This window comes from Atopobacter phocae ATCC BAA-285 (assembly GCF_000526675.1).
Classification (GTDB): Bacteria; Bacillota; Bacilli; order Lactobacillales; family Aerococcaceae; genus Atopobacter; species Atopobacter phocae.
In genome coordinates this window covers 1-26,391 of sequence record NZ_JAGN01000004.1, presented here as the reverse complement: position 1 = coordinate 26,391, position 26,391 = coordinate 1, and the positions used below count along the sequence as shown (strand labels likewise).

27 protein-coding genes, 1 rRNA gene and 1 other annotated feature are annotated in these 26,391 nt (G+C 37.1%); of the genes, 27 read left to right on the top strand and 1 reads right to left on the bottom strand.

Annotated elements, in window-relative coordinates; translation table 11 throughout:
- Positions 1–5 precede the first annotated feature (5 nt).
- The 22 genes from L866_RS0101335 (at position 6) to L866_RS0101235 (ending at position 18,859) form a co-directional block, all read left to right on the top strand.
- Positions 6–1,139 carry a phage major capsid protein gene (locus L866_RS0101335; protein WP_025728404.1) on the top strand — a complete coding sequence of 378 codons (1,134 nt, stop codon included), beginning with the start codon at positions 6–8 and terminating at the stop codon, positions 1,137–1,139.
- The gene (locus tag L866_RS09195; RefSeq protein WP_084030236.1) at positions 1,103–1,306 is read left to right on the top strand and encodes a HeH/LEM domain-containing protein; all 204 of its coding nucleotides are present in this window, start codon (positions 1,103–1,105) and stop codon (positions 1,304–1,306) included. The genes L866_RS0101335 and L866_RS09195 overlap by 37 nt, the downstream gene beginning before the upstream one ends.
- A 13-nt stretch (positions 1,307–1,319) precedes the next feature.
- Positions 1,320–1,619, top strand: a complete 300-nt coding sequence (locus L866_RS0101330; protein ID WP_025728402.1) for a hypothetical protein — start codon at positions 1,320–1,322, stop codon at positions 1,617–1,619.
- Positions 1,612–1,983: a hypothetical protein gene (locus tag L866_RS0101325; RefSeq protein WP_025728400.1), complete on the top strand. Its 372-nt coding sequence runs from the start codon at positions 1,612–1,614 to the stop codon at positions 1,981–1,983. The genes L866_RS0101330 and L866_RS0101325 overlap by 8 nt, the downstream gene beginning before the upstream one ends.
- Complete coding sequence (locus tag L866_RS0101320) at positions 1,980–2,387, top strand: HK97-gp10 family putative phage morphogenesis protein (protein ID WP_025728398.1); 408 nt, start codon at positions 1,980–1,982, stop codon at positions 2,385–2,387. Before L866_RS0101325 ends, L866_RS0101320 begins: the two co-directional genes overlap by 4 nt.
- Positions 2,384–2,776: a hypothetical protein gene (locus L866_RS0101315; protein WP_025728396.1), complete on the top strand. Its 393-nt coding sequence runs from the start codon at positions 2,384–2,386 to the stop codon at positions 2,774–2,776. Before L866_RS0101320 ends, L866_RS0101315 begins: the two co-directional genes overlap by 4 nt.
- A gap of 15 nt (positions 2,777–2,791) precedes the next feature.
- Positions 2,792–3,388, top strand: coding sequence for a major tail protein (locus tag L866_RS0101310; protein ID WP_025728395.1), 597 nt, complete (start codon positions 2,792–2,794; stop codon positions 3,386–3,388).
- Positions 3,389–3,445: 57 nt separating this feature from the next.
- Positions 3,446–3,835: a phage tail assembly chaperone G gene (gpG, locus tag L866_RS0101305; RefSeq protein ID WP_025728393.1), complete on the top strand. Its 390-nt coding sequence runs from the start codon at positions 3,446–3,448 to the stop codon at positions 3,833–3,835.
- A gap of 35 nt (positions 3,836–3,870) precedes the next feature.
- Positions 3,871–3,993 (top strand): hypothetical protein, encoded by a 123-nt coding sequence (locus tag L866_RS09785; protein ID WP_281170789.1) that lies wholly within the window; start codon positions 3,871–3,873, stop codon positions 3,991–3,993.
- A complete protein-coding gene (locus L866_RS0101295; protein ID WP_025728391.1) occupies positions 3,993–8,291 on the top strand; it encodes a phage tail tape measure protein in 4,299 nt (1,432 codons plus the stop codon). The genes L866_RS09785 and L866_RS0101295 overlap by 1 nt, the downstream gene beginning before the upstream one ends.
- A complete protein-coding gene (locus L866_RS0101290) occupies positions 8,291–9,682 on the top strand; it encodes a phage tail family protein (RefSeq protein ID WP_169729060.1) in 1,392 nt (463 codons plus the stop codon). Before L866_RS0101295 ends, L866_RS0101290 begins: the two co-directional genes overlap by 1 nt.
- Complete coding sequence (locus L866_RS0101285; RefSeq protein ID WP_025728387.1) at positions 9,679–12,162, top strand: phage tail spike protein; 2,484 nt, start codon at positions 9,679–9,681, stop codon at positions 12,160–12,162. The genes L866_RS0101290 and L866_RS0101285 overlap by 4 nt, the downstream gene beginning before the upstream one ends.
- A 12-nt stretch (positions 12,163–12,174) precedes the next feature.
- The gene (locus tag L866_RS0101280) at positions 12,175–13,974 is read left to right on the top strand and encodes a DUF859 family phage minor structural protein (RefSeq protein WP_025728385.1); all 1,800 of its coding nucleotides are present in this window, start codon (positions 12,175–12,177) and stop codon (positions 13,972–13,974) included.
- The gene (locus L866_RS0101275) at positions 13,974–14,405 is read left to right on the top strand and encodes a hypothetical protein (protein WP_025728383.1); all 432 of its coding nucleotides are present in this window, start codon (positions 13,974–13,976) and stop codon (positions 14,403–14,405) included. The genes L866_RS0101280 and L866_RS0101275 overlap by 1 nt, the downstream gene beginning before the upstream one ends.
- A gap of 46 nt (positions 14,406–14,451) precedes the next feature.
- Positions 14,452–14,586 (top strand): hypothetical protein, encoded by a 135-nt coding sequence (locus tag L866_RS09780; RefSeq protein WP_281170788.1) that lies wholly within the window; start codon positions 14,452–14,454, stop codon positions 14,584–14,586.
- Positions 14,587–14,632: 46 nt separating this feature from the next.
- On the top strand, positions 14,633–14,983 hold the full coding sequence (locus L866_RS08950) for a hypothetical protein (protein ID WP_025728381.1): 351 nt from the start codon (positions 14,633–14,635) through the stop codon (positions 14,981–14,983).
- A gap of 13 nt (positions 14,984–14,996) precedes the next feature.
- The gene (locus L866_RS08945; RefSeq protein ID WP_025728379.1) at positions 14,997–15,362 is read left to right on the top strand and encodes a phage holin, LLH family; all 366 of its coding nucleotides are present in this window, start codon (positions 14,997–14,999) and stop codon (positions 15,360–15,362) included.
- Between the two features lie 10 nt (positions 15,363–15,372).
- Positions 15,373–16,842: a glucosaminidase domain-containing protein gene (locus L866_RS08300; RefSeq protein ID WP_025728377.1), complete on the top strand. Its 1,470-nt coding sequence runs from the start codon at positions 15,373–15,375 to the stop codon at positions 16,840–16,842.
- 2 nt (positions 16,843–16,844) lie between these two features.
- Positions 16,845–17,090, top strand: coding sequence for a hypothetical protein (locus L866_RS0101250; RefSeq protein WP_025728375.1), 246 nt, complete (start codon positions 16,845–16,847; stop codon positions 17,088–17,090).
- A 332-nt stretch (positions 17,091–17,422) separates the two neighbouring features.
- The gene (locus L866_RS09430) at positions 17,423–17,587 is read left to right on the top strand and encodes a hypothetical protein (RefSeq protein ID WP_156919493.1); all 165 of its coding nucleotides are present in this window, start codon (positions 17,423–17,425) and stop codon (positions 17,585–17,587) included.
- The gene (locus L866_RS0101240; RefSeq protein ID WP_025728373.1) at positions 17,588–18,169 is read left to right on the top strand and encodes a hypothetical protein; all 582 of its coding nucleotides are present in this window, start codon (positions 17,588–17,590) and stop codon (positions 18,167–18,169) included.
- Between the two features lie 186 nt (positions 18,170–18,355).
- Complete coding sequence (locus L866_RS0101235; RefSeq protein WP_025728371.1) at positions 18,356–18,859, top strand: hypothetical protein; 504 nt, start codon at positions 18,356–18,358, stop codon at positions 18,857–18,859.
- Positions 18,860–19,115: 256 nt separating this feature from the next.
- Here L866_RS0101235 and guaB read toward each other — a convergent pair whose 3' ends face one another.
- A complete protein-coding gene (gene guaB, locus L866_RS0101230; RefSeq protein ID WP_025728369.1) occupies positions 19,116–20,600 on the bottom strand; it encodes an IMP dehydrogenase in 1,485 nt (494 codons plus the stop codon).
- Between the two features lie 226 nt (positions 20,601–20,826).
- Here guaB and L866_RS0101225 point away from each other — a divergent pair, with 226 nt between their 5' ends.
- From L866_RS0101225 to L866_RS0101205, 5 genes are all read left to right on the top strand, one after another.
- The gene (locus tag L866_RS0101225) at positions 20,827–21,519 is read left to right on the top strand and encodes a response regulator transcription factor (protein ID WP_025728367.1); all 693 of its coding nucleotides are present in this window, start codon (positions 20,827–20,829) and stop codon (positions 21,517–21,519) included.
- Positions 21,509–22,720 carry a sensor histidine kinase gene (locus L866_RS0101220; protein ID WP_025728364.1) on the top strand — a complete coding sequence of 404 codons (1,212 nt, stop codon included), beginning with the start codon at positions 21,509–21,511 and terminating at the stop codon, positions 22,718–22,720. The genes L866_RS0101225 and L866_RS0101220 overlap by 11 nt, the downstream gene beginning before the upstream one ends.
- A gap of 164 nt (positions 22,721–22,884) precedes the next feature.
- Positions 22,885–24,204, top strand: coding sequence for a D-alanyl-D-alanine carboxypeptidase family protein (locus tag L866_RS0101215; protein WP_025728362.1), 1,320 nt, complete (start codon positions 22,885–22,887; stop codon positions 24,202–24,204).
- Positions 24,205–24,290: 86 nt separating this feature from the next.
- Positions 24,291–24,510 (top strand) — a binding site (T-box leader).
- A 65-nt stretch (positions 24,511–24,575) separates the two neighbouring features.
- A complete protein-coding gene (gene serS, locus L866_RS0101210) occupies positions 24,576–25,853 on the top strand; it encodes a serine--tRNA ligase (RefSeq protein WP_025728360.1) in 1,278 nt (425 codons plus the stop codon).
- A gap of 422 nt (positions 25,854–26,275) precedes the next feature.
- Positions 26,276–26,391 (top strand): 16S ribosomal RNA (locus tag L866_RS0101205); the annotation flags it as partial.

The following is a 26,391-nucleotide window of genomic DNA, read 5'->3' as shown; positions in this document are numbered from 1 at the left end:
AATAGATGGTAATGAAATTAAATAAAAACTATGTAGACGTATATAACGAGAAACGTGAAGCATTTTTTGCATTAGGGCAAAACCAAGAAGCAACTAACGAAGAAAAAGAACAAGCTTTCGCTGAAATGATGGAAGCTTTACGAACAGGAATGGAACAAGATTTTAAACAAGACCTAGATTCATTTGCAGCTGCTTCACGTGTAGACCGTCAAATTACAAATGAAGAAGTGAAATTTTTTAATGAAATTAACAAAGACAGCTTAAAAGAACCTAAGTTATTACCACAAACAACAGTAGATGAAATCTTCGAAGATATGGTGACAGCACACCCTATTTTAAGTGAAATTGGGCTTAAAAATAACGGCTTACGTGTTAAATTTATCCGTTCAGAAACAAGCGGCGTAGCTGTTTGGGGTAAAATCTTTGGTGAAATTAAAGGCCAACTAGAGGCATCATTCAGCGAAGAAGAAACAATTTCTAGCAAATTAACAGCTTTTGTTGTGGTTCCTAAAGATACAGAAAAATACGGTCCAGCATGGATTAAACGTTTTGTTATGACACAAATCACGGAAGCTTTTGCAACTGCACTAGAATTAGCTTTTGTAACAGGTGACGGAAATGACAAACCGGTTGGATTAAACCGACAAGTACAACAAGACGTGTCCATTTCAGGTGGTGTTTATCCTGAAAAAGAACCAACAGGCACATTAACATTTGCTGATCCAAAAACAACAGTAAAAGAAATCACTGCAATTTATAAACACCACTCGATTAAAGAAAATGGAAAACCTTTAAACGTAGCAGGCAAAGTTGCATTGCTTGTTAACCCAACAGATGCTTGGGACGTTCGTACTCAATACACACATTTAAACGCTAACGGATTGTATATAACAGCATTACCTTACAACTTAAGCATTATCGAATCGTTGGCTGTTCCAGCGGGTAAAGTTATCTCATTTGTTAAAGGCCGTTACGATGCACGTGTAGCCGGTGGAGTTGATATTCAAACCTATGCTGAAACACTAGCGCTTGAAGATTTAACATTATATATCGCAAAATCATTTGGATACGGTAAAGCGAAAGACGACAAAGCAGCAGCGGTTTGGACTTTGAAAATCGACGGTCAATCGGGGGAATAACATCGCCTCACTTAGATGAGGCGGAACTAGAGCGAACAGCCTTAAAAGCTAGTGGAACACCCGACAGCACGTGGACGGTTAGTCAAATCAAATCGTACTTAGATGAACATTCCATCTCATATAGCAGTTCAGCCAAGAAATCAGAATTGCTTGAGTTGGTGAAATAAAGGAGGTGGTGGCATGGACTTAAAAGAAGCAGAACAATTAGCGGAAGAACATCTTGAGCCGATTAAATTATACCTGCGTATATTCAACACGTCAGATGATGATGATTTAATGCGGATGTTAAAAGGTTCATTCCTCCGCATCCAACAATTAATTCATTCGCCGGATCCACCAAACGATCCGGTGTATCTTGAATTGGTTTATAACCGAGTGCGCTATGACTATAACGAGGACTTGGAATTTTTTGAAGAAAACTTTCAAGCGGAAATTTTAGCTCAATCCTTGCTGAACTCGGTAGGTGAAAGTGATGAATAGAAGAAAGTACAAAAAACCTTCAATAAATCGTGGCGATTTAAGAATTCCTGTCAGTTTTTATGTCTATCAACCTAGTGAAGGTCCAGACCCTGACGAAGAAAAACAACGCCTTGTTTTTAAGGCCTTAGCTTTAGCTTATAGCCCCAGTACAAAAGACATGAATATTATCAATGCTAAAGGTACAAAAGAGGGTTTAACGATTAAAATAAGAGACCCTCACACTGATTTTATCCCAAACAATAAGCATAAGGTCATTGTTGATGATTACCGTTACGGAAAAGACAAGGTGTGGGAAGTACTTGATGTATCGCCCGATTTTGAAGATAACAAATTCATAAAAATTGTATTGGGGGCGATGTCTTGAAAGTTGAAGTTACAGGCGTAGACGAGGTACTAGCTAATCTCGAAAAGAAGTTAGGTAAAAACCGAGTATCACGTATTGAGAATAAAGCCCTAAGAGATACAGGAGATAAAATGGTAGAGCTCACTAGAAAGCACGTGGCTTATTATCAAGACACAGGAGCAACTTATGATGAGGTGGTCCGTTCAAATGTCAGAGGTGCAAAAAAAGGTATCAAACGAATTGATGTCGGTTGGGAAGGTAGTAAAAGTCGTTGGCGATTAGTTCATTTAAACGAATTTGGTTATACCCGGTTTGGCAAACGGCAAAACCCGAGAGGTATGGGGGCTGTTCAACGTGCAGCGGATGAATCAAAAAGTACCGCCATTAAAGAAATGCATGAGGGGCTAAAGGAGTTGGTTGAATGACTGATATGATGATGACTATTTATAACGAACTTATCAAACATGAAACGATTAAAAGCCTCGTAACAAAAAATCGCATTAAATTTTATGAAGCGCCTGAAACAATGGATACAAGTAAGCCATTTATAATCATTGAACCTTTAGGAGTTCCTGTAGGTGTCACTTACGGGAGTGACAAAGAACTATCCCAACGTTTAACCTATCAAATTAACGTGGAAGCCCCAAAAAGACAACAAGTGAAGGAAATTCAATTGGCAGCTAAACAAGTGATGAGAAACTTACGTTTTTTTCAAATGCCAGGTGGTTTAGATGAATATTTTTCGGGCACAAAAAGATATGTCGATGCTAGACGTTATCGAACCACAACAAAACTTTATGATAACAACTATTAAAAAGGAGATGAAAGAATGCAAACATACGGATTTAGTCGTATTAAAATTTTAAAATTAGATGATAAGTTACAACCGGCATCAGAAGCAACGGTGACGACAATTGAAGGGAAACAAAAAGAAGGGGCGACAGCCTCTTTTGATTTAACGGGATTGACACGCGAACCTGTCAAAATCTATGGATCAAACATTGCCTACTACGTATCACGAAAAGGGCACGGCAATATCGCAGCAAACTTTGGCCTGTTAGATGTTCCATCAAAAATTGAACACGAGATGTTAGGACACGTAGTAGGTTCAAATGGCGTACATTATATTGGTGAAGATACAGAACCTCCTTATTACGCTGTGTTAGTTGAAAGTGAAGACCTACACGGAAATAAAGTAGGCTTTGGATTGTATGCAGGCGTATGGTCACGTGATGGTTTTTCAGCAGAAACTTTAACTGATGAAGATTTTACGCCCGAGCCGGGTGAGTATGTCTTAACACCTATTTCTAAGAAAGTAGAAGGAACAACTAAATCAGTAACAGTAGGTATCGCAGATTCTAGCGAATCGTTTACAGCACTTGAAAAAGAGTTGTTTGGTTCAGCAGCATCTTCATTAGCAGAATAATAAACAGGGCTAGCTTAATTGCTAGCTCTTTTTTTGAAAAGAAAAGGGAGTGAATCAATGGAACGCACATTTAAATTAGAATTAAGACAACCTAATAATAAATTTAAAACTTTTACGCAAGACTTTGTTCCTTTTGGGAAACGCCAAGAGTACATCCGTTTAGAAAAAGAGTTGGAGAAGAAATACAAAGAAAATGTGCCGGAAGAAGAATATGCACGTTTACAAATTGAATTTGTTGCAGGATTATTTGAGAACGAAGAAGTAACCCCTGAAGCGATTAACAACGGATTAGAAGCGTTAGACCGTGACGTGATATATGAAATCATCCGTTATCGGGTACTTGGTTTTAATAAAGAAGATGATGAACAACTAAAAAAAGTAATGACGGAGGAACTGTTAGCTGGTCAAAATATTATGACTATCAACTCCAGTTCATCCGAGAAGTAATTCAGTCTGTTCCAGGAACAACAATTAGAGATTTAATGCAAACTGACTGTTTAGATGTGGATGATATCTTGCTTGCTAAAACAACGGGGAAAAGAAAAAAGAAAGCGATTCAACCACTATCTAATCTAGTGAATCAATTGAGGAAAGGAGGACTTTAATGAGCACAGGAACACCATTGGGTAATATGATGATCCGTTTAAATTTAGATGATGCGGATTTTGGTAAAGGTGTTGACAATTCGAGAAAAAGAATTCGTTACTTATCAAAAGAAATGCAAGCCAATGCAAGAGCCGCACAATTAGCAGGCGACCGAATGGGTCAATTAACAGCACGTTCTAAAGGTTTATCAAGCATGATTAAAGCGCAAGAAGAACAAGTGCGCGCTTTGAATGAAGCTTATGAGGGCTCACTTGTTGATGGCAAACTAACCGACTCATCAAAAAGAATTGCTGCAGAATTAATGGACGCGCAAGCAAAACTCGCTGCCTATAAGAAACAACTGATAGATACTGCTGGAGCGATGGCAGAATTACAAGTAAAAACAGAAGGTTGGACCGGAAAGCTTTATAAAAGCAGCGAAAAACTAATCAGCGTGGGCGATAAAATGAGCAGTGTAGGTAGTTCTTTAACAAGAGGACTAACTGTTCCGCTAACTGGAGCAGTTACTGCTGCTACGACTGCAGCGATTAAGTGGGAATCAGCCTTTGCTGGCGTAAAGAAAACCAACGATGAAGTAGTAGATGCTAATGGACGTGTGATTTATTCATACCGTGATTTAGAACAAGGATTGCGCAATTTAGCTAAAGAATTACCTCCTAGTCATCAAGAGATTGCATCCGTTGCAGAAGCGGCAGGGCAACTGGGAATCCAATCGCAAAACGTTGTGAAATTCACTAAAACAATGATTGATTTAGGCGAATCAACGAACATGAGCGCTGAACAAGCAGCAACCACTTTAGCACGGTTCGCTAACATTACTCAAATGTCACAGAACGATTTTGACCGATTAGGCTCTACTATTGTTGCTTTAGGAAACAACTTCGCAACAACAGAAAGTGAAATTTCTGATATGGCACTTAGATTAGCCGGGGCAGGTAATCAAATCGGTATGACGAACGGTGAAATTTTAGGATTAGCTACAGCACTCTCAAGTGTTGGAATAGAGGCTCAAGCTGGCGGATCTGCATTTTCAAAAGTGATGGTTCAAATGCAATTAGCGACCGAAAAAGGCGGTAAATCTTTAAATAATTTTGCACGAGTCGCTGGAATGACTTCACAAAAATTCTCAGAAATGTTCAAATCTAACCCAACAGAAGCCTTACTTTCTTTTGTTGAAGGTTTAGCCCATGCAGAGGAACGTGGAACATCAGCAATTAAAGTGTTAGATGATATGGGTATTACCGAAGTACGGTTGCGCGATAGCTTACTACGCGCAGCAAACGCATCAGGTGTATTTAGTGATGCAGTGCGAACGGGTAACAAAGCCTGGGAAGAAAATACTGCCTTAACAGAAGAAGCTAGCAAACGTTATGAAACGACAGAAGCTAAACTCAAAATGCTAAAAAATGAAGCAGTTGATGCAGCAATTGAATTGGGCGGACCTTTTGTTGATGCGCTAAGGGAAGGACTAAATAGTGCAAAACCTTTAATAAAAAACCTAGGCGACTTAGCACGTAAATTCAGTGAAGCTGACCCTAAGACACAACGAATGATTATGAAAATGATCGCTTTTGGTGTTGCAGTTGGTCCTGTGCTAAATGTAACAGGAAAACTAACAAGCGGTATCGGAACATTAGGAAAAGGGTTTGCTGAATTAACAGCACAATTTGCTAAAAAACGAGCGATGGATGCCATGGCTAAATCTTTAATAGGTGGCGTGGTACCCGCTCAACAATTAGCTGGTGCACTTGGACAAAGTGCCGCTGGAGCAGTTCAGCTCGGGAGCGCAGCAGGCGCAGCATCTGGCGCAGGAGGCATTGGAGCAATGACAACTGCATTAGGTGGATTAAGTGGTGTGTTATTGCCAATCGCCGCAGCAATCGGTGTTGGCGGAGCAATCTATTTAGGTTGGAAAATGTTTGGTGAACAGTTGTATGAATCGTCTCAACGTGTGAAGCGTTGGGGAACAGACGTTGGAGAAGAAACCGACAAAGTACTGACTAAAATACAAGATACAACGTTGCAAGGTCAAGGCGCTATTTCTGCCATGTCACAAGGTGTAAAAACTGATACAGGTGCAATGGCCGACAGCTTTGTACAAGTTGGTAACTCCATTGAAGATAACATAACAAAACGCATCAAAGGTATGCAAAAAGCCTTGGATAATCTACCTGATTTTGTTAACGAATCGACTAAACGGAGCATTGAAAAACAGAAATCTCAACTCGAACAGTCTTTAAACGTTATTAAAGAGAATACCCAAAAGATTAGTGAAATTCGAAAAAACGCAATGGCTAATGACCGACAAGTAACACAGGAAGAGCTTGGCCGTATTAATAACCTATATAAATCTTCTGCGGAAGAATATGTCAATACACTAAGTGTTAGTCAAAAAGAACGTAAGCGGATATTAACTGCAATGACCGGTGACGTGAGAAACGCCTCGAAAGAACAGGCCACAGAGTGGGTGAAATCGCTAGGCAAACAAAGAGAATCCATGTTAACAGAATGGACTAAAACAAGAGAATCGATGCGCAAAGAATTAAAAGATAACGGCTTATCAAAAGAAATGATAGACCAAATTATTAAAGATTTTGACACATCGAAAAAAGCGATGGTAGATGGTCTAGATTCTCAAATTAAAGCAATTGTTGATAAATATCCAGAGTTAGCTAAAAAGTTCAACTTGCTAAACGGTAAAGTGCTAGACGGCACAGAAGAAATGCGCCGATTACAATTAGCAAGCAACAAAAAACTTTTAGATAATGCATTGTCACTTGTTAAAGATATTGACGGTGTAGCCGACATGGCAGGTAAATCCGGACGAAAAGCCGCAGAAGCGTGGAACAGTATTGTCCTTGACGAGAAAACAGGGGAAGTTAAAACGAATATGCGCGAAGCGGTGATTGATGCAACAAAGGATGTTACTAAATGGAACGAGATGAAACTGCTCGTTCATAATGCAGATCTAGATTCAAATGCTAGACGTGTAATAGGTGAAGCTGCTATTGCTAACGACTACTGGGACGGCATGGCTTGGGAAGATAAAGAAGCCATCTTACATGACAAATTCAGTGTGAACATGTACAAGGCCTTATCTGAAACAGGTAAATGGAACGAATTATCCATCGAAGAGAAACAAGCGATTGTACAATCTAACACAAAAGAAGAATTGGCGGGGGCGATTTTTGAGTTAGGCCTTTGGGACGAACTCCAACCCGAAGTGAAAGAGTTGAAAGCTGATAATTCAGGTACAATTCAAAAGATTCAAAGCTCTTCTGAAATGTTAGAGCGTTGGAACGGTTTACCTGAACAAACCAAACAGTTAATAGTTGATAATCCAGGGCTGCTTGAGAAGGTTCTAGAATCAACCGACACGTACACTACCTGGATGAACTTGCCAAACGATGTGAAACAAATGCTTGCGAATAACGAGGATTTGAAAGCGAAAGTAGCAGACGGCACACTAACCGTTCAGCAATATGATGCGCTGCAACCACAAGTGAAGAAGTTAACCGGAGACGCTTCGAATGTTACGAGCGCTTCTCAATCAGGGCAGAACGCATTAAACAGTTACGCATCAAATAATCCAGCAACTAAATTCTTACAAGGTAACCCACAAAGTGTAGTAAGTGCATCGGGTACAGGTGTATCAGCGTTAGATCGCTTTAACAATAACAATCCGGCTACTAAAAAATTGAAAGCGAATGATAACGCTTCTGGACCTGCGAATGATGCAAGAGCTGCTGTAGGGGCGTTCAGTGATATCAGTAATGTAATTACAAAAACACTAAGAGTTGTATATGAAAAAGTAACAGGAAGAAAAAACGCGAGAGGTACTAATTATCACCCTGGTGGTCATGCAATTGTTAACGACCAAAAAGGGCCTGTATATAGAGAATTAGTTATACCAAAGGGTGGAACACCATTTATCCCCGAAGGACGCGATGTGTTCTTACCCGACTTACCGAGAGGGTCAAAAGTCTTGAAAGCTTATGAAACAAGAAAATTATTCCCACATTACGCTGACGGAATCGGTATCCCACAGAACGCTAAAAAGGTAAGACAACTAGCAAGCCTTTCTGAAACACGTAATAACGACACGTTTATTCAATCTACCGATACAACACACATTGAAAAGAGACTAGATGAATTAGTTCGTATCATGCAAAAGTTCGGACAGCAACTAGCAGACACTGAAATTAAGTTGGACTCTTATCAAGTTGGCAGGGTGCTTGAACGGAACAGGCAACGAACAAACCGATTAAAACACAGAGAAGTAGGTGAATTTGGATGATGTCAGATGTAATTATTAAATTAAATGAATATGAATTAACACGAAATATGGGGTTGGTTGAAGCTCCTGATTGGGGGCTTCTTCTTGATTCTGATACAGATGATTGGGTGTTTCGATTCATTATGCATACAAACGATTATGCAAAGGAACGAGATATTTTAGTTCACGAACTCAACCGGCAAGAAATTCACCACTTGTACATTTCTATTTATCCGGATAGATACTGGCCGGTTCGGTTGAATACTGAACATCTTAGCTATGCAAGAGATGAAGAAAGACAATCAGTTGTACATGTTCAGATGAATTTTGAACGCGTTAAAACTCATAATGGAAAGCGTGTAGCTTATGGCATAAAAGAGAAAACGCAAGAATTTCCTGCCGCCGATTTAATCAAACTAAAAAATGATGGGACATACCGTTATTATCCTATTATCGAAACAACGATGAAGAGCGACAACGGGCTATTTGCTTTAACTAGCCCCCACGGTACTTATCAATTAGGCGACCCATCAGAAGTTGACGAAGAAACAAAACAAGAATTCATTCAAGCGTTTCATGACAATTTAGAAGATGCTTCACTGTGGACGACAGGCAATCCGTCATTAATTAATCCAAGTTATTATTTTTCGGGCAAGTTTTTTAAAACAAGAAAACCACGTGTTGGATTTGGTGCGAATTATGGCGATACCACAGGCAAACATGCTGGACCAAGTTTAATGCGAAACTTCAAAATGACGAACACAAATTATCGAGCAGAAGCTGATTTGATCGTAAAAGTGGACAATCCGAATCAACAAGGTGGCATCTTTTTTGGTTTGATGTCAAAAGGGAAAGTGATTGCTTATATTGCAATTAATAAAACAGGAAATGGCGTTTACACGACCCCAACTTTTGGGATAAATGGTAAGCATGAAACGGTTACTGGAAGCACAACAAGTTACTTCGTCGATTTTTATGGAACGCTTGGCATTGAAAAAGTGGGCGAAACATACACCTTTAAATTTAAAAATCGAGTGAATAATAAAACGTACACGGTCAGCCGTCATGTGCCTCGAGAACACGTTGACACATTGATTGATGGCGTAATTGTATTTTCAAGAAAATTTGACAAACACCCAGCGTTTACAATTAACCATTTTTACGACGTGAGAATAAGTAGTTATGAAGATGTGCATTACAACTTTGATAACACGATGTCAACTGGAGATGTAATCCAAATTGATATGCGCGACGGAACGGCTAAAAGAAACGGTTTGCCTATGCTAGGAGCAATCAAGCCCGGGAGTAAAGGGCTGTATGTTGAACCAGGTGAAGCCGAATGGTTTGTGTCTGTTTCAGATTTTGCGACAAAACCGGATGTAAAAGTGACTTATCGTGAGGTGTTTTTATGATTTACATATTAGATCGACAAGAGAATACATTAGCAGTTGCTAACTATGATTTGCCAGACGGACTACATTTTTACAATGACTTAGTCACGACAAAAGTTGATACGGGTGTCAGTGTATTAACGGTGACATTCGATAAAAGCCATCCAGATAGTGTTCACGTCAAAGAGGGTAATCGTTTGTTGTACTTAATGGAAAATGGACGATATAAGAAATTTGAAATTTCAATCGTTGACAGTGATGTGGATGTCGTAGAAGTTATTGCAGAAGATGCTAGTCGTCAATTACTAAACAGCGAAATCGATGGATTTAAACTAAACGGATCAGTTGTTGATTTTATTAAGAAAACACTAGGAAAAGATACTGGTTGGCAAATTCGAATAGATCAATCGGGAGGCTTAAAACAAACACTAGAGTGGACAGAAACCGTCACGAAAGCTAAGCGATTAGATCAGATTGCTAAACGTTTTGATATAGAGATAGCTTACGATTATGGATTTAGTGGCAACAAGGCCATCTATAAATACGTTGATATTTTTAAACGTCGAGGAAAAGACGTTGGACAACGTTTAGAAGTTGGATGTGAGTTAAAAGGCGTAAAGCGTACCGCTGATATTACTGATTTAGCTACTGCTTTAAAAGGAGTAGGGCAAGCGGAAGGTGATAAACACTTAACGCTAAAAGGCTATACGTATGATGACGAACGGTATTACGTCAACCCCAAAAATGGTGTGTTATACGACAGACAAGCAGGAGAGCAGTGGGCGGATGATGATCGTTCGGAGAATGGTTATATTTTAAAGACTTATCAGTCCGAGGCAAAGTCGCAAAAAACACTGTTTGACGAAACACTAAGGCAGTTAAAGAATCGAAACGCACCAAAAGTGACTTATAGCGTCGATTTTAACTATTTTCCCGACGGTGTTGAACTAGGTGACTTTGTCACGATTGTCGACCACCAGTTTTACACGAAAGATGAAGGTTTGTACATTAAGGCACGCGTAGTCGAGCTACGACAAAGTCAAAGTGACCAAACACAGAACGTGGTAGAGTTAAGTAATTTTGAGGAGTTGCCAAGCGGAATCAGTGCAGAGTTGAGTCGTTTAAGCGGTTTGCTTAAAGAGTATACGTTTAACTTTAATCAACTACCTTTTGTTTTAACAATCGATAGTAGCAGGGGTAACGTGTTTCAAAACGGAAAAATTGAAACGACACTGACTGCAACAGTTACACGTGGCGGCTTAGACGTTACTGATCAAGTAGACAAATTTGAATGGACGCGTGAAAGTTATTTAAACGAAGCAAGCGACGAAGTTTGGAACGAAACGCACAAAACAGAAACATCAGCAACGCTTAAATTGACTAACAAAGACATTGAAGTTGAGAGCGATTTTCGCTGCATCGCAATGAAGGGCAACGAAGAAATGGCAATGGCTTACTATCTTATTAAAGACTTGTCAGTCCAAATTTTTAACCAGGAAGATGAACCTAAAGGTGCAAGGTACAGCGACGTATGGCGTTGGGAAGAAAATGGAATCAACAAGATTTACACTTACAACGATAAAGGACAACTAGAGTGGCAAGATGTCATTAAGAAAACACATTTGCATACTGCATATGCGAGTGTTGTTGCTGGCGAGTATGTTATAGATTTTAGCTTTAATCCTGAAGGTAAGGAATACATGGGTATATATACCTCTCAATCGGAAGAAGCCCCATTGGATCCTAAGTTATATAAATGGACAAAAATTAAAGGTGATCCAGGTGGACCCGGAAAAGATGGACGACCTGGTTTACCTGGTAAAGATGGTCAAAACAGTTATGTACATCAAGCGTACGCAAATAAAGACACACAAGGAAAAATTATTGATTTTAGTTTAACGGACACTAATCGTACTTTTTTGGGGATGTACAGTGACAACACATCCAGTCCAAGCACAGACCCAAGTGATTATAAATGGGTATATGTCGGAGACGAACAAGCAGTAAATAATCTACGTGACGAAATAAGCAATCAATTAAATAGTTTAAGTGCCGATCAACAAAGTCTACGAGTTATTTTAGAAGGTTTACCAACACCAGACGAATTAAATAAAAATTTAGATGAAGTTAAACGACAACAAGAATATTTGGACGCTTTAAAAATGGCCGTTGATAGCAATGGACTTGCGTTGAGAGATAGAATCGCAATCATAGAAGCAAATGTTGGCAAAGGTAAGCTAACGCTCGAAGCGATTAAAACCTATCTGTTTTTTGGCGAGGAAGGTGTGTTGATTGGCAAAGCTGATGATCCGGTGCAGCTAAGATTAGCCAACGATCGGCTAGAAATTATCTCTGGTGATAAGGCGGTTGCTTGGTTTACGAATGACCAAATGCATATCACCAACGCAACTGTGACGGGTGTTTTTGATGTTGCTTATCATTCGTTCAAAAAAGAGACAGTCAATGGTAAAAGATATACATACATCGTCAAGAATGTTTAGGAGGTGCTTTTAGTGGCAACATATATCGGTAACCAACCGGGCGGATTTTATGCGCAATTTAAAATTGATTTAGACGTAGCAAGTCAAGACGTTGCAAGCAATCGTACCCGAATTAACTACAAGATCTATTTGCAGTCCGTTGGAGGAGGCTATCCATTTAATCAAGTGCCTCAACCATTCTCAATGTATGCGAATGGTCAAACTATTTTTAATACATCTACTCCGTATAAAGTGCCAAGAAATGGTAGTCAGACACTTAAAACGGGTTCGTTTGAAGTGACTCACAATAGCGACGGTACAAAGTCGTTTACGTTCGAAGTGTATTTAACGACGCACAGGGGACAAACGGCCATTAAAGGTTCAATGTCATTACCAACGCTGCTTAGGGGTAGTGATTTTAACTTACCCGAAACGGTAGACGCAGGTAGCAATTTAAAAATTCAAATCAATCGTAAATCAGGTGATTTCAAGCATTCGATAAGATATAGCTATGCAGGCACAGAGGGCAATATTGCAAGCATGATTGATAGCACGACTTATGATTATCAAGTGCCTACAAAATTTATTGATTTGATTCCAAACGCTACTCAAAACGGAATGGCAATCATTGTCGATACTTATAGTGGTAATCGATTAATAGGATCTAAAACACAATACACGACTGTTAAGTTCCCATCATACATCACACCAACAATTGATGATATCAGTTTTAATGACGTGGGAACTCGTGGGCGATATTTAGATGGATATTATCAATTACTAAGTGATATTAAATTCAATATCAGAGCAAAAGGGATGCACGGTAGTACAATCCAATCAATTCAAACAAGTTTTGATGGACGTGTACAAAGTGGTACAAACCCTGTTTTTACGTCAATTAGCCAGTCGGGAAGTTTGACAGCAAATGTCGAAGTCACTGATTCGCGTGGACGTAAAGCAAGTAAAAGTAAAACAGTGACAGTCAAACCGTACGATCCACCTACTATTACTGCGTTTAGAGTTGTTCGTGGTGACCCCAATGCAACTCTTGCTCGAGTATTTTTGGGCGGTAAGTTTTTTAAAACAAAAAGCGCAGATAAGTTAAGTATAAAAGTAGCTACTAGTCAAGCAGGAAAAAACAATTGGATAACTAAATACGAATCCACGACAACGCAGTCAACATTTAATCTCAATCCTTATTTAAGTGGCACATTCGAAACATCAGTTGCCTACGACGTTCGATTGACAATTTCTGATTCGTATTATAACCGCGAAAGAATAATCACATTAGCGCCAACAAGTGTTGTAATGGCTTTTGGAGCAGATGACGATTCGATTGGGATGTTAGGTCGCGGCGAAATTCCAAATGCCGTACAAATTTTCGGAAATGGTATCTACGACAAGGATAAAAATAAATACATTACAAAAAAAGATTTAGACAATAAAAATTTTGCTACAGCAGCAAATATAAATGATAAAGCGCAAGCAATCGAATCTAAATTAAATAAAATTGTTCGAATGGGCTCTAATGCTAACGGACACTATTATTATTTTGATAATGGATTAGCTATTTGTCACGGTAGAGGAAAAGTTGGAATGACCTCAAGTTTAGGTCACGGCGGTTTAAATCGTACGAACTATAAAAGGATTGTTTATCCAATTAATTTTAAAACAACTGATGTGGCGGTTTCTGTTTCTGTTGCTTCAGGGTCAACCATGATAGCGCATGGTGGCGTTAATAGAGAAAATTTTGATGTATATTTTATTACAGCAGGAGTTAGAAATATGAGCAATGAAACCTATAACTATACAGCAATCGGGAGGTGGAAATAGTGCAATTTATTTATAGCCCAATCGTTGACGATAGCAGACAGGTTGATTACCAAATCAATCAAAACAATATACTGAAAGTTCAAGACGGTCAGCAGACGGTCTTTTTTGATTTGAGTCAATTAAATCCACAAAAAGAATATGAATTTAACGAGTATGTCCAACAAGTTGATTGGATGGATGATGATTGGTTGATTACGTTGATTAAGCCCATCGGTTTTGAAGCAACGGAAGCACAACGGTTTCCGAAACCTTTTGAAATGCCAATTAGCGATTTTGAAATTGACGGAAAAATCAATCAATTGGTTGAAATTAAACCAGATAAATCTGCAAGTCTTGTAGACGTACTCGAGTCTAAAATTAAAGTCTTAGAATCTCAAAATGAGATGCACGAGGATTTGATTCAAGAAATGGCGATGATGTTATATGATTAATCGCTTTAAATTAGTTTTCTATATTTTATTTAAAGGAGGTGACGACATGATGGCGATGTTTTTTGCACAACGTGTGATTCTCGAAAAAATCACTTTTAGTAAAGTGCCTAATAAGCTAAAAGAAGCAGTACGTGAGATTTTAATCGATAGTGGATTAGAGTTCATGATTGATGAAGCATAATTTTTAAGCGTCCAAAATGGGCGCTTTTTTGATAGGGGGATTGATGATGTGGCATAACTATATTGTAGAAATTAATGCGCAATTAAGTGCAGCGATAATAGGTACAGTAGTTGCTTTAATAACAGGGCTTTTTAAGTGGTTAGGCAATCGTTCCACAAAGGCGTTATTGGAACAGTTAGAAGAGCAAAAAGCGATTAGAAACGGCATACGAAGCTTATTAAAGGTACATCTGTTAAAGGAGTGCAACAGAATACTAGACCAAGGGTACATGACCGTACCAGAAAGAAACGAAATCACATCTGTATTCGAGAGTTACAAAAACTTAGGTGGCAATGGTACAGGTGAGCAAATCTATAATGAGTGTTTAAGATTACCATTCAAAAAACATAAAGATTAGGAGTGCGTAAAGTATGGAAATGATTCAACAAGCGATAATTAACGGTGTAATTAGTGTATTAGTAGTTGTAATTGGTGTTTTAGCGAGTGGGTTGCGTCGATACATCGTGGACAAGAGTAATGAATTGCGTGCAAGCAAGGATAACAAAGAGATTGAGGTAGCACGTACATTGGCCATGGTCACAGTGCAAGCGACGGAGCAAATTTATAACACGTTACACGGCAAACAAAAACTAAATAAAGCGATTGAGATGTTCTTCCACGCGTTAGACCAACGCGGAATTGCAATCAGTCAAACTGATGCGCAAACGTTGATTGAGTCAGCGGTCAAAGAAATGAACGATACTTATGATGTTGTATTAGATGAGTTGACTAAATAGGAGCAACCATATGACATTTATAGATGAAATAGCACCACTAGCAGTTAAACACGCCCGGAATATTTTCCCAAGCGTCACGATCGCACAAGCGATATTAGAGAGCGGATGGGGTCAATCGACCTTGTCCGCTATTTATTTTAACTTTTTTGGGATGAAAGCTTTACCTAGTTATACAGGAAGAGTTGTAGAAATGAAAACCAAAGAAGATAAAGGTAATGGCGAATTGTATGAAGTTGTGGATCGTTTTAAAGTTTATGACTCAATGGAGGCATCGGTTATTGACCACGAAAAAATGTTTGATACACCATTTAGCAAAGTACATTATAAGACCGTATTAGAAGCTAAAACACCTGAAGAACAAGCTAAAGCACTTACCGGTACTTATGCAACCGATACCATTTATAGCGAAAAAATAATCAAAACGATAAACGAGCACAACTTAAAACAGTACGATATAGATTTAAAAAAAGGAGGCAATCAAATGGCAGTAACGGCACAACAAGTCATTAATACCGCAGCATCATATTTAGGCGTTGGCATGTATAGTAGCACGCACAAATCAATTGTGGACACGTATAATAGCGTGAAGCCTTTGCCAATGTATTATGCACTCAAATATCACGATGATTGGTGTGATTGCTTTGTTAGCTTTATTGGTATTAAATTAGGCATTAGTAAGTTAATTGGTCGTGAGTGTGGCGTAGAGCGTCATATTAATATCTTTAAACAAATGGGAATATGGATTGGATTAAACACACCAAAAACAGGCGATATTATCACATTTGATTGGCAAGGCGCTCGTGGATTTGCAGACCATATTGGATTTGTAGAGAGCGTATCTAACGGTCGTGTGAATACGATTGAAGGCAATGCAGGCAGTCCATCTCAAGTAAGACGGTCGAGTTATCCTTTGAATAGTGCGTATATTAAAGGCTATGCTAGACCTAAGTATGCAGCAGGTGGAACTCCTACTAAAGCTAATAAGTCGGTAGAAGAAGTCGCTAAAGAAGTTTTAAACGGCTTATGGGGAAATGGCTCTGAACGTGTACAAAAATTGCAGTCAGCTGGTTACAATCCTGACATTGTCCAAAATAAAGTAAATGATTTAGTTAATGGCGTACAACGCACAGAGCAAACTGTTAAGATTGGCAAACAGGCAAAACAATGGGAAACAGGAGAAAATATCAATCCAATTGTTATTGGCAAGTCGTTTAAAGTTGTTAAAACAAAATCAGTTAACAAATCTTATAGCAAAAAAGCTTATCTTTTAGTCGACGGAGCTACATACATTGGCTGGTTGCTCGAACAAGACGTTGACGGATTTAAACGTCCACAAGATGCAGCTACGCCAGCGTCGACACCACCGCGCATCGAACAAAAGCAAGAGATAAAACAAGAAGAATTAAAAGAACAAACTGTTGATGTGCTGATCAATGAAGTGACAGTCAACGGCAAACGTTATAAATTAGTGGAGGATTAGCCATGCAGAAATTAAGACGTTATAAAATGAGCTGCATTGTTTTAACTTTTATCAGTGCAGTTTTAATGATTGTGCTATTGGTTAATCTAGCTAAGCAGCAAGCGTTGATTGATAAAAATAACGATTTAGAAATTAAACTAACTGGAGCGTATCACCAGTTAGAACGTGCGGAGTTAGAGTTAGAGGAGCAACAGGCGTTGTATGATGAACTGGCGAAGCATGCTATTGAGGCAATTGGGATTAAATGACGATATATTATAGAAGAAACACGTAACAGTTTCTACAAAAATGTTGCGTAATGTGGTATAATATAGTCAATAATGATGACCGGACGGACTCGTCTAACCTTATTTTTAATAAGTGATTAGTCCTGCAATCTCTACGGGGACCAGGATATAAAGTCCTTGCGCAGAGGCAATATAAAAAGGCTATCCAATCGGATGGCCTTATTTTTTGTGCTGAAATTACATAAAATATAAGAAATGTATAAAATGTATGGATAAAATATTGTGAAATGATTGAAATAAATGTTTGTATAGTCTATGATACATTTAGAAACAAAATGAAGGAGGGAATTGAAATGGCAACTTCAAGCTTTACAAAATCGTTTAAACTTAGCCAAAAAGAACAAGAAAGATTTGTTAAAGTAATGCGCACTAAAAATAGTAAAAGTTCTGAAGATTTTGATTCCAAATTTGAACACGTTAAGAAGTTTGAAAAACAATTACTAGCGAAGGTAAAATAAATGGAATATGTTGTGTTAGCATTGAGTGAATTACTTAGTTACGAAAATGAAACTGTTGAAGAAAAATTAAAATCTTCCTTTTCTGAATTCAAGTGCGAGCGAGAATTAGATTTGGAAGATTTTTTAGTGAACAAAGCGATACTATATGATAATACTAATTTAGGAAAAACATATTTGATTGTAGAAGAAAAACCATTAGTTCAAAAGGCAGAAATAAAAATAATGGCTTTTTTTACGATTGGTCAGACATCAATAGATATAAGCGAGATGAGTAAGAACAAAAAGAAAAAGTTGTTAGGGAACATTCCTGGGCGCGATAAAAAAGAAAGTTATTTTGCTTTTCTAATAGGTCAATTGGGTCGTTCTGATCAATATTCAAAGGAAAATATAACAGGGGAAGTAATATTAAATGAGTGCTATACACGTTTGAAAGAGGCGCAAAAAATAACAGGTGGTAGAATGCTTATACTGGAATGTAGGAAAAATATGTATGATAAATTCTACAAACACAAAGGTTTCCATAAATTGTATCCAGAACTAGATGATAATGAGCTGTATACGCTTTATCAAAGATTAAATTAAAAAGGCTATCCATTTGGGTAGCCTTATTTTTTTGTGTTTATTTCCATTAAAATTTCATTTGTTTTAAATGGTTTTTTTCATTATATTTTTATACAAATAATATTGACACAATAAGAAGTGTAAGATATATTTGTAAACGAAAAATAAATATAAATACTAAAAAAATTAAATGGAGGAACAAAATTCATGGATATGACAAAAAATAATGTAAAAAAATTAAAGCTTGGCGTAGCGACGTGTGCAGTAGGGTTTGCGTTGTTAGGTGCAGGCAATGGTACAGTACATGCTCAGGAGAGCACAAAAGCACTTTCACCAGTACTGACGACCGGAATGTCAAATAATGTGATATCCTTTGCAGATAGTTTAAAAGTTGTTGGTATGCAAATAACTGAAAGTGAAAAAGTAAAGAAATTTAAAGAAGAAATTATACAAACGATCAAAGAAGGAGAAGAATATATGGAATATAATTATTTAATTGATGACAGTATTAAATATCTAAGAGATCATTTGAATACTACATTAAACAACCGTTTAAACGCAGAAGATGCAACAAATTATTTGCGAAAAGATTTGGAAAAATTAAAACACGAAATAAAGATGGAAAAAGAACGAGATTTACGATTAATTACAATTCAAATTATTAAAGAAATTTGGTGTATCGCATCTAATTATGTGAGAGGCCTTTTTTAAGCCTCTTTGTCAAAACGGGTTGATGACGAGGTGAGATGTTCATTTAGTCATTTCACCTGTTTTTATTGAAAAAGAGACGTATAATAAATTAATTAAAGAGGCTAATCGATTTGATAGCCTCTTTTTATTTGTGCTGGCGCATATTTTGAATACGTATTTGAATACGTTAATGTTGTTCGATATTAATTAGTTTTGATTAGTAAAAGTAAAAAATGTTGATATATAGGTGTTTATAATCGGATTTAATTGGTTATGATTAATTCCGACTAATTGAATAATTAGGTGCCTCTTTAGTAATTTGAACATCATGTGGGTGAGATTCAGCTAAACCAGCCCCAGTCATTCGAACAAATTGTGTTTCTTCACGTAAAGCTTCTAAGTCTTTAGCCCCAACATATCCCATACCGCTTCTTAATCCACCAACCATTTGGAAGACGACATCTTGAGCGCTTCCCTTATAGGCAATGCGTCCTTCAATACCTTCAGGCACAAGCTTATTAGCTTCGTTTTCTCCTTGGAAGTAGCGATCGCTAGAACCTTTTTGCATAGCAGCTAAACTACCCATACCACGATAAGTTTTAAAACGACGACCTTGGAAAATTTCGAATTCACCAGGGGATTCGTCTGTCCCGGCCAATAAACTACCTAACATTGCAGCATGACCACCAGCTGCTAGAGCTTTGACGATATCACCAGAGAATTTAATTCCTCCATCAGCAATAATAGTTTTACCATATTCTTTTGCAGCTTGTGCACAATCGAAAATTGCTGTCACTTGAGGTACACCTACCCCAGCAACGACACGTGTTGTACAAATGGAACCAGGTCCAATCCCTACTTTAACAACATCAACCCCTACATCAAATAATGCACGAGTTGCAGCAGCAGTAGCAACGTTTCCAGCAATTAAAGTGGCGTTAGGGAATGTTTCACGAATTTCTTTAATTTTACGAATTACCCCAGCGCTATGCCCATGAGCAGTATCGATAACAATTGCATCGGCTCCAGCTTCCAGTAACGCAGCAGCACGTTCAAATGTATCGCTTGTTACCCCAACAGCGGCAGCAACGAGTAAGCGACCGTGTTCATCTTTGGCAGAGTTTGGATATTGAATAACACGTTCAATATCTTTAATGGTAATTAAACCGGATAAAGTTCCGTTTTCATCAACTAAAGGTAATTTTTCGATTTTATATTGTTGTAAAATACTTTCTGCTTCTTTTAAAGAGGTACCAATCGGCGCAGTTACTAAATCTTCATGTGTCATCACTTCTTTAATCGAGATCTTGTAGTCTGTAATGAAACGTAAATCACGGTTAGTTAAGATACCAACTAGTTTTTTATTTTCCATTGTATCAACTACGGGCACTCCGCTAATACGGTAACGAGACATCAATTCCTCGGCGTCTTGTACAGAATGATCAGGTGTTAGGAAGAAAGGATTAATAATTACGCCGCTTTCTGATCGTTTCACCACATTAACATGTTGTGCCTGTTCTTCGATTGACATGTTTTTATGAATTACACCTAATCCACCTTGGCGAGCCATAGCGATAGCCATTTTACTATCTGTTACAGTGTCCATTGATGCACTAATAAGTGGAATATTTAATTTTAAGTTTGGTGCTAAAGCCACACTCAAGTCAACATCGTTTGGTAATACATGACTTTCTTGAGGTATTAATAAAACATCGTCAAACGTTAAACCTTCTTTTTGAAATTTTTGATCCCAATTTGTCACAGGATAACCTCCTTAAAATTTTTGCACTAAAATTGAAAAAAGTATAACATTAATCAATTAGGCAATTACTATTGTTATATAAGTTAACACTTAAGAGCAAAAAAAACAATCATTAGAGAATATCTTTTTCAAAAGAATAAAAAAGAGTTAAAAAAAGTCGAAGAAACAGCGAAAAATTTATTTTTTTGATACGATAAAGATGAAGAATAAAAGGAGGATAAAGTAAATGAAAATATTAATAGTAGATGACGATCGCGAGATTGTTGATTTATTAACGATTTACTTGAAAAATGAGCAATTTGAAATAGTGAAAGCCTATAATGGGTTACAAGCACTAACTAAATTATCGGAGCATGATGATATTGCGTTAATGATTTTAGATATTATGATGCCAAAGAAAAATGGAATACAAGTATTACAAGAAGTTCGTGAAACTAATCGAGATTTATCAATTATTATGTTAAGTGCTAAATCAACTGATATGGACAAAATTCAAGGATTAACGACTGGAGCAGATGATTACGTTACAAAACCGTTTAATCCGTTAGAAGTAGTTGCACGTGTTAAATCACTTTTAAGAAGAAGCCATATTAAGCGTGAAGATGACTCACCGGTTCAAATTGAAATTGGACCATTGATGATTAATAAATCGTCACATGAAGTTACTACATTAACAGGAAGAGAAATTCAGTTAACTGCTTTAGAATTCGGTATTTTATATTTACTAGCCAGTCATCCTAACCAAGTATTTAGCGCAGATGAAATTTTTGAGATTGTTTGGCAACAAGATGCAGTGGTTTCTGCTAAGACAGTAATGGTACATGTTAGTCATTTACGGGATAAAATTGCTGAAGCTACTGATGGAAATAAAGTAATTGAAACAGTCTGGGGCGTTGGGTATAAGATCGATGAACGTTAAATTGAATCGTGATTTGTTGAAACGAGATGAATCCGTTCGCTTAAAACTTTCAAAGCGCGAAAAAAGTGAATTAATTTTTGAAGGTATTTTTACAGCTGCACTAATGTATCTGATTTATTTGTGTATTACTTTGATTATGCAACAATTTCTCGGTTTATATTTGCAGTTAGTTTTTCAACAAAATGGTTTTTTAGATACATTTGATATTAGTTTGCATAATTGGACGGCTTATCGGATGGCTTTTGATATTAGTTGTCTTATTTTAGGAATTATTGTGATTTATTGGCGCTTAGCTCGACGTATTCGACAAATGCAATTATTCCATATATTAGAAGAGTTGCACTATATTGCTAATGGACATTATAATTATCAAATTCCGTTTCAAATTAAGGGAGAATTGGGTGAAGTAGTCTATTCTATTAATGCTATTGTACGAAATACAGTAGAAGCGATGGAAGAAGAACGACGGATTGAACAATCAAAAGATGAGCTTATAACGAATGTATCACATGATATTCGAACACCACTCACATCTATAATCGGCTATTTAGATTTGGTACGTGATGGCCGATATGAAGATGCACAAGAAGCAATAAGATATGTCAATGTGGCGGCTAAGAAAGCCCAGCAAATGCGTCATTTAGTTGATGATTTGTTTGAGTATACAACGACGAGAAGTGTACAAAATCAATTGAATAAACAACTGTTAAATTTCCCGAAATTTTTAGAGCAAATTTCTGCAGAATTTGAATGGGAAGCTAATCGAAAAGAAGTTGAAATTCGGTTAGATGAGAAAGTAGAATCTGATGATTTAATGGTGCTAATTGATCCAGCCAAAATGGTTCGAGTATTTAGTAATATCATTACTAATGCTTTAAAGTATGGTGAAGGGGCTACTTATATTCGAATTAATTATGAAGTGGATCGTGAACTAGGAGAATTAATGATTCAAATTGCTAATAATGGGGAAGCCATTCCAATTGAAAATTTAGATTCATTATTCACACGATTTTATCGTGTAGAAGGCTCGAGATCGGTTGAAACGGGTGGATCAGGCTTAGGATTAGCGATATCAGATAATATTGTGCGACTGCATCGAGGACGAATTGACGTAGAATCGTCGGCACAAGAAACTGTATTTACGATTTATTTACCCATAGATGAATCGAATCGAGAATCTAGCGAGCTAGAAATAGAATAGAAACTAATTGTTAAAGAGAAGAGAGATTTATCTTTTCTCTTTTTTTGTATAAATAGGAAAATTTAATTACAAACGATTGGTTAAAGAGTAGGATTCTTTATTGTTCTTGTTAGGTCAATTCGTTATAATAAGCAAGTAAATAGAAGGGGAGGTTGTTCATTAAGATGAATAAGTATTCATTTGACAGGATTCGTTACATCGGATGTTTATTAGTAAGTTTTATACTATTAGGTGCATTTCAACAAACTCAACAACCAAAAAAAGTAGAGGCTGCTGAAGTAGTTACAGTAGCACCAATTATCAAAGCGAAAGCTGCGTTAGTAGCAGATGAAACAAGCGGTCAAGTTTTGTTATCACAAAATGGTGATGAGCGGCTACCAATTGCTTCAATGACGAAAATTATTACAGCATATTTAGTTCTGGATGCGATTCATGAGGGAACGATTCAATGGGATGATGTTGTACCGATTAGTCCATATGCACATCGTTTAAGTCAAAATTATAATTTGTCTAATGTTCCATTAAGTGAAGTCGAATCATACACTGTACGACAGTTAATGGAAACAGTGATGGTGTATTCTTCTAATTCATCGGCAGTGGCTTTAGCTGAATATCTTGCAGGAACCGAAGCAGATTTTGTTAAGAAAATGGGCGCTTTACTGGAAAATTGGGGAATTACGGACTATCAACTATTTAATGCATCTGGATTGACTAATTCATTGTTAGGTGAATATAAAGTGACGTCGCTTCCTGATGACGCAGAGAATGAAATGCGTGCAAGAGATTTAGCATTGGTAGGTAAGCATATTATAGATGATTACCCAGAAATTTTAGAATTAGCTTCGCTGGATAATGTTCAATTTAGAGCAGATTCAATTACTACTTTGACTATGACAAGTTTTAATCATATGTTACCTCAACACGAATTTTATTATGAAGGTGTCGATGGATTAAAAACGGGGACTACTGAAGGGGCTGGAGCAGCATTCATTGGGACAGTGAAACGTGGTGATACACGTTTAATTAGTGTAGTGATTGGCGCGAAAGAATCTGGCTTACGTTTTTCGGAAACCGCTCGTTTATATGACTACATTTTTGAAGCATATGAACCGATGCGAGTGATGAAAAAAGACGCATTAATAGATAATAAGACGTTTAAAATAGTCAAAGGGCGACAATCAGAAGTTAAACTCGCTTATGGCGATGCTGTTAAATTACTTTTACCAAAAGGAATGACTCATTTAGAAAATATGGACGTACGAGTAAAGCCGGCAAATACACTTGAGATGGAAGAAGATAAAATAGTTGCACCAATTAAAAAAGGCCAAATCATCGGAAAAGCGCAAATAAGGTATGACAATGAACTAGGTTATTTATCTGAAGACAATGGTGGTACGACAGTTGAAATAAAGGCTGCTGAAGAAGTAAAAGAAGCTAATATTATTGCAAGATATCTCCATGATTTATGGCGTAAATTTAAATAATTATCGAATGATATAAAATAAGAAGATATGTAACGAATGCGGTTGCAATTAAGAATGAACCGTGTATAATATAATGCAAGATAACAATTAAAACTTTCACTTTAAATAGTAAAAGATATTTTCTTTACAGAGAGTTAGTGGTTGGTGCGAACTAATATTGAAAGTCTTTGAATCCGTAAAGTGTGTCAATGATGAAAACGTCGATTAAATCATTGCGGTTGGCCCGTTAACCCAGTTGAGTGCAATAAATAGTTATGTTTATTGAACAAGGGTGGTACCGCGATACGCTGTTTTGTCGTCCCTATTCGTGAGAATAGGACGATGAAACAGCTTTTTTCATTTCAAAATTTATTAAACAAGGAGGAAATAATATGTTAGATACGAAATATGTAATGGATCATATGGAAGAATTAACACCTAAATTTAAAGCACGTGGTATTAATATGGAGTTAGTTGAAGAATACAAAGATTTGTATGAGACACGTCGCAAGTTAATTGTAGAAGTAGAAGATTTGAAAAAAGAAAGAAATGTTCAAACGAAAGAAATCGCACAAAAGAAAAAAGCTGGAGAAGATGCCACAGCAGAAATTGAAGCAATGCAAAATTTAGGGAAAGTAATTGCTGAAAAAGATGATAAGTTACGTACTATTGAAGAAAAATTCAATTACGTTGCTTCAATTATTCCTAACTTAGCAGATGATTCTGTTCCAGTTGGTGAAGATGAAGAAGACAACGTAGAAGTGAGACGTTGGGGAACTCCGCGAACATTTGATTTTGAACCAAAACCACATTGGGAATTGGGAGAAGAATTAAATATATTAGATTTTGAGCGTGGGGCTAAAATTTCAGGAAGTCGTTTCTTATTTTATCGCAATTTAGGTGCGAGACTAGAACGTGCACTATTTAACTTTATGCTAGATTTACACGTCGATGAACAAGGATATACTGAAATGATGACGCCAGTACTTGTTACTTCGGAAACAATGTATGGTACAGGACAATTTCCTAAATTTAAAGAAGATGTCTTTCAAATGAAAGGTGAACGTGAATTAACTTTAATTCCAACTTCAGAAGTACCATTAACAAATTACTATTCAAACGAAATTATTGATGGAACAGAATTACCTATCTATTTAACTGCATTAAGTCCATGTTTCCGTTCAGAAGCTGGATCAGCAGGACGAGATACACGTGGTTTAATCCGTTTACATCAATTTAATAAAGTTGAAATGGTGAAGTTTGCTCATCCTGATCGTTCATATGATGAGTTAGAGAAAATGGTTGTAAACGCAGAAGAAATTCTTCAAAAATTGGAATTGCCATACCGTGTTTTAGCTTTATCTACTGGAGATATGGGGTTCTCAGCAGCTAAAACGTATGATTTAGAAGTATGGATTCCAGCTCAAAATACATACCGTGAAATTTCTTCATGTTCAAATTGTACAGACTTCCAAGCTCGTCGTGCAAAAATCCGCTTCAGAGATGAAGATGGTAAAGTTCGCTTGGCACATACATTAAATGGATCAGGTCTTGCAGTTGGCCGAACAGTTGCAGCGATTTTAGAAAATTATCAAAACGAAGATGGCTCTATTACTATTCCAAAAGTATTGGTACCATATATGAATGGTATTGAAAAAATAGAAGCTTAAAATATAAAAATTTAGCGAAGCAGTGAAACAGAAACGGAGTTATTGCTTCGCTAAATTTATTAGATAAAATTGATTAATTTTTTTTATAAAAATGCTTGACCGATCATACACCCTATGATAATATGTTTCTTGTACTTCATTACGACGTTTTGTTAAAAAGTCTTAAACAACTTTTAAATAAATCTTAATTAACTTTTTAAAAAATATTTAAAAAAGTTATTGACAGTTAAAAACGCTCGTGATATTATATAGAAGTTGTCGCGGCAAGCGATTAACGAGTGACCTTTGAAAATTGAACAATAAAGACGAACCAAATGTGTAGGGTTAATTTGTTTCTGACGGAGCAAATTAAAACAACAATTCAAAATCACGGACAAGTGATAACAACGCCAGTTTTGGCAAACAAATGAGCAATTAAATTCTTTCATGAGAGTTTGATCCTGGCTCAGGACGAACGCTGGCGGCGTGCCTAATACATGCAAGTCGAACGCAGTTTCATTCACCGAGTGCTTGCACTCACCGAATGGACTGAGTGGCG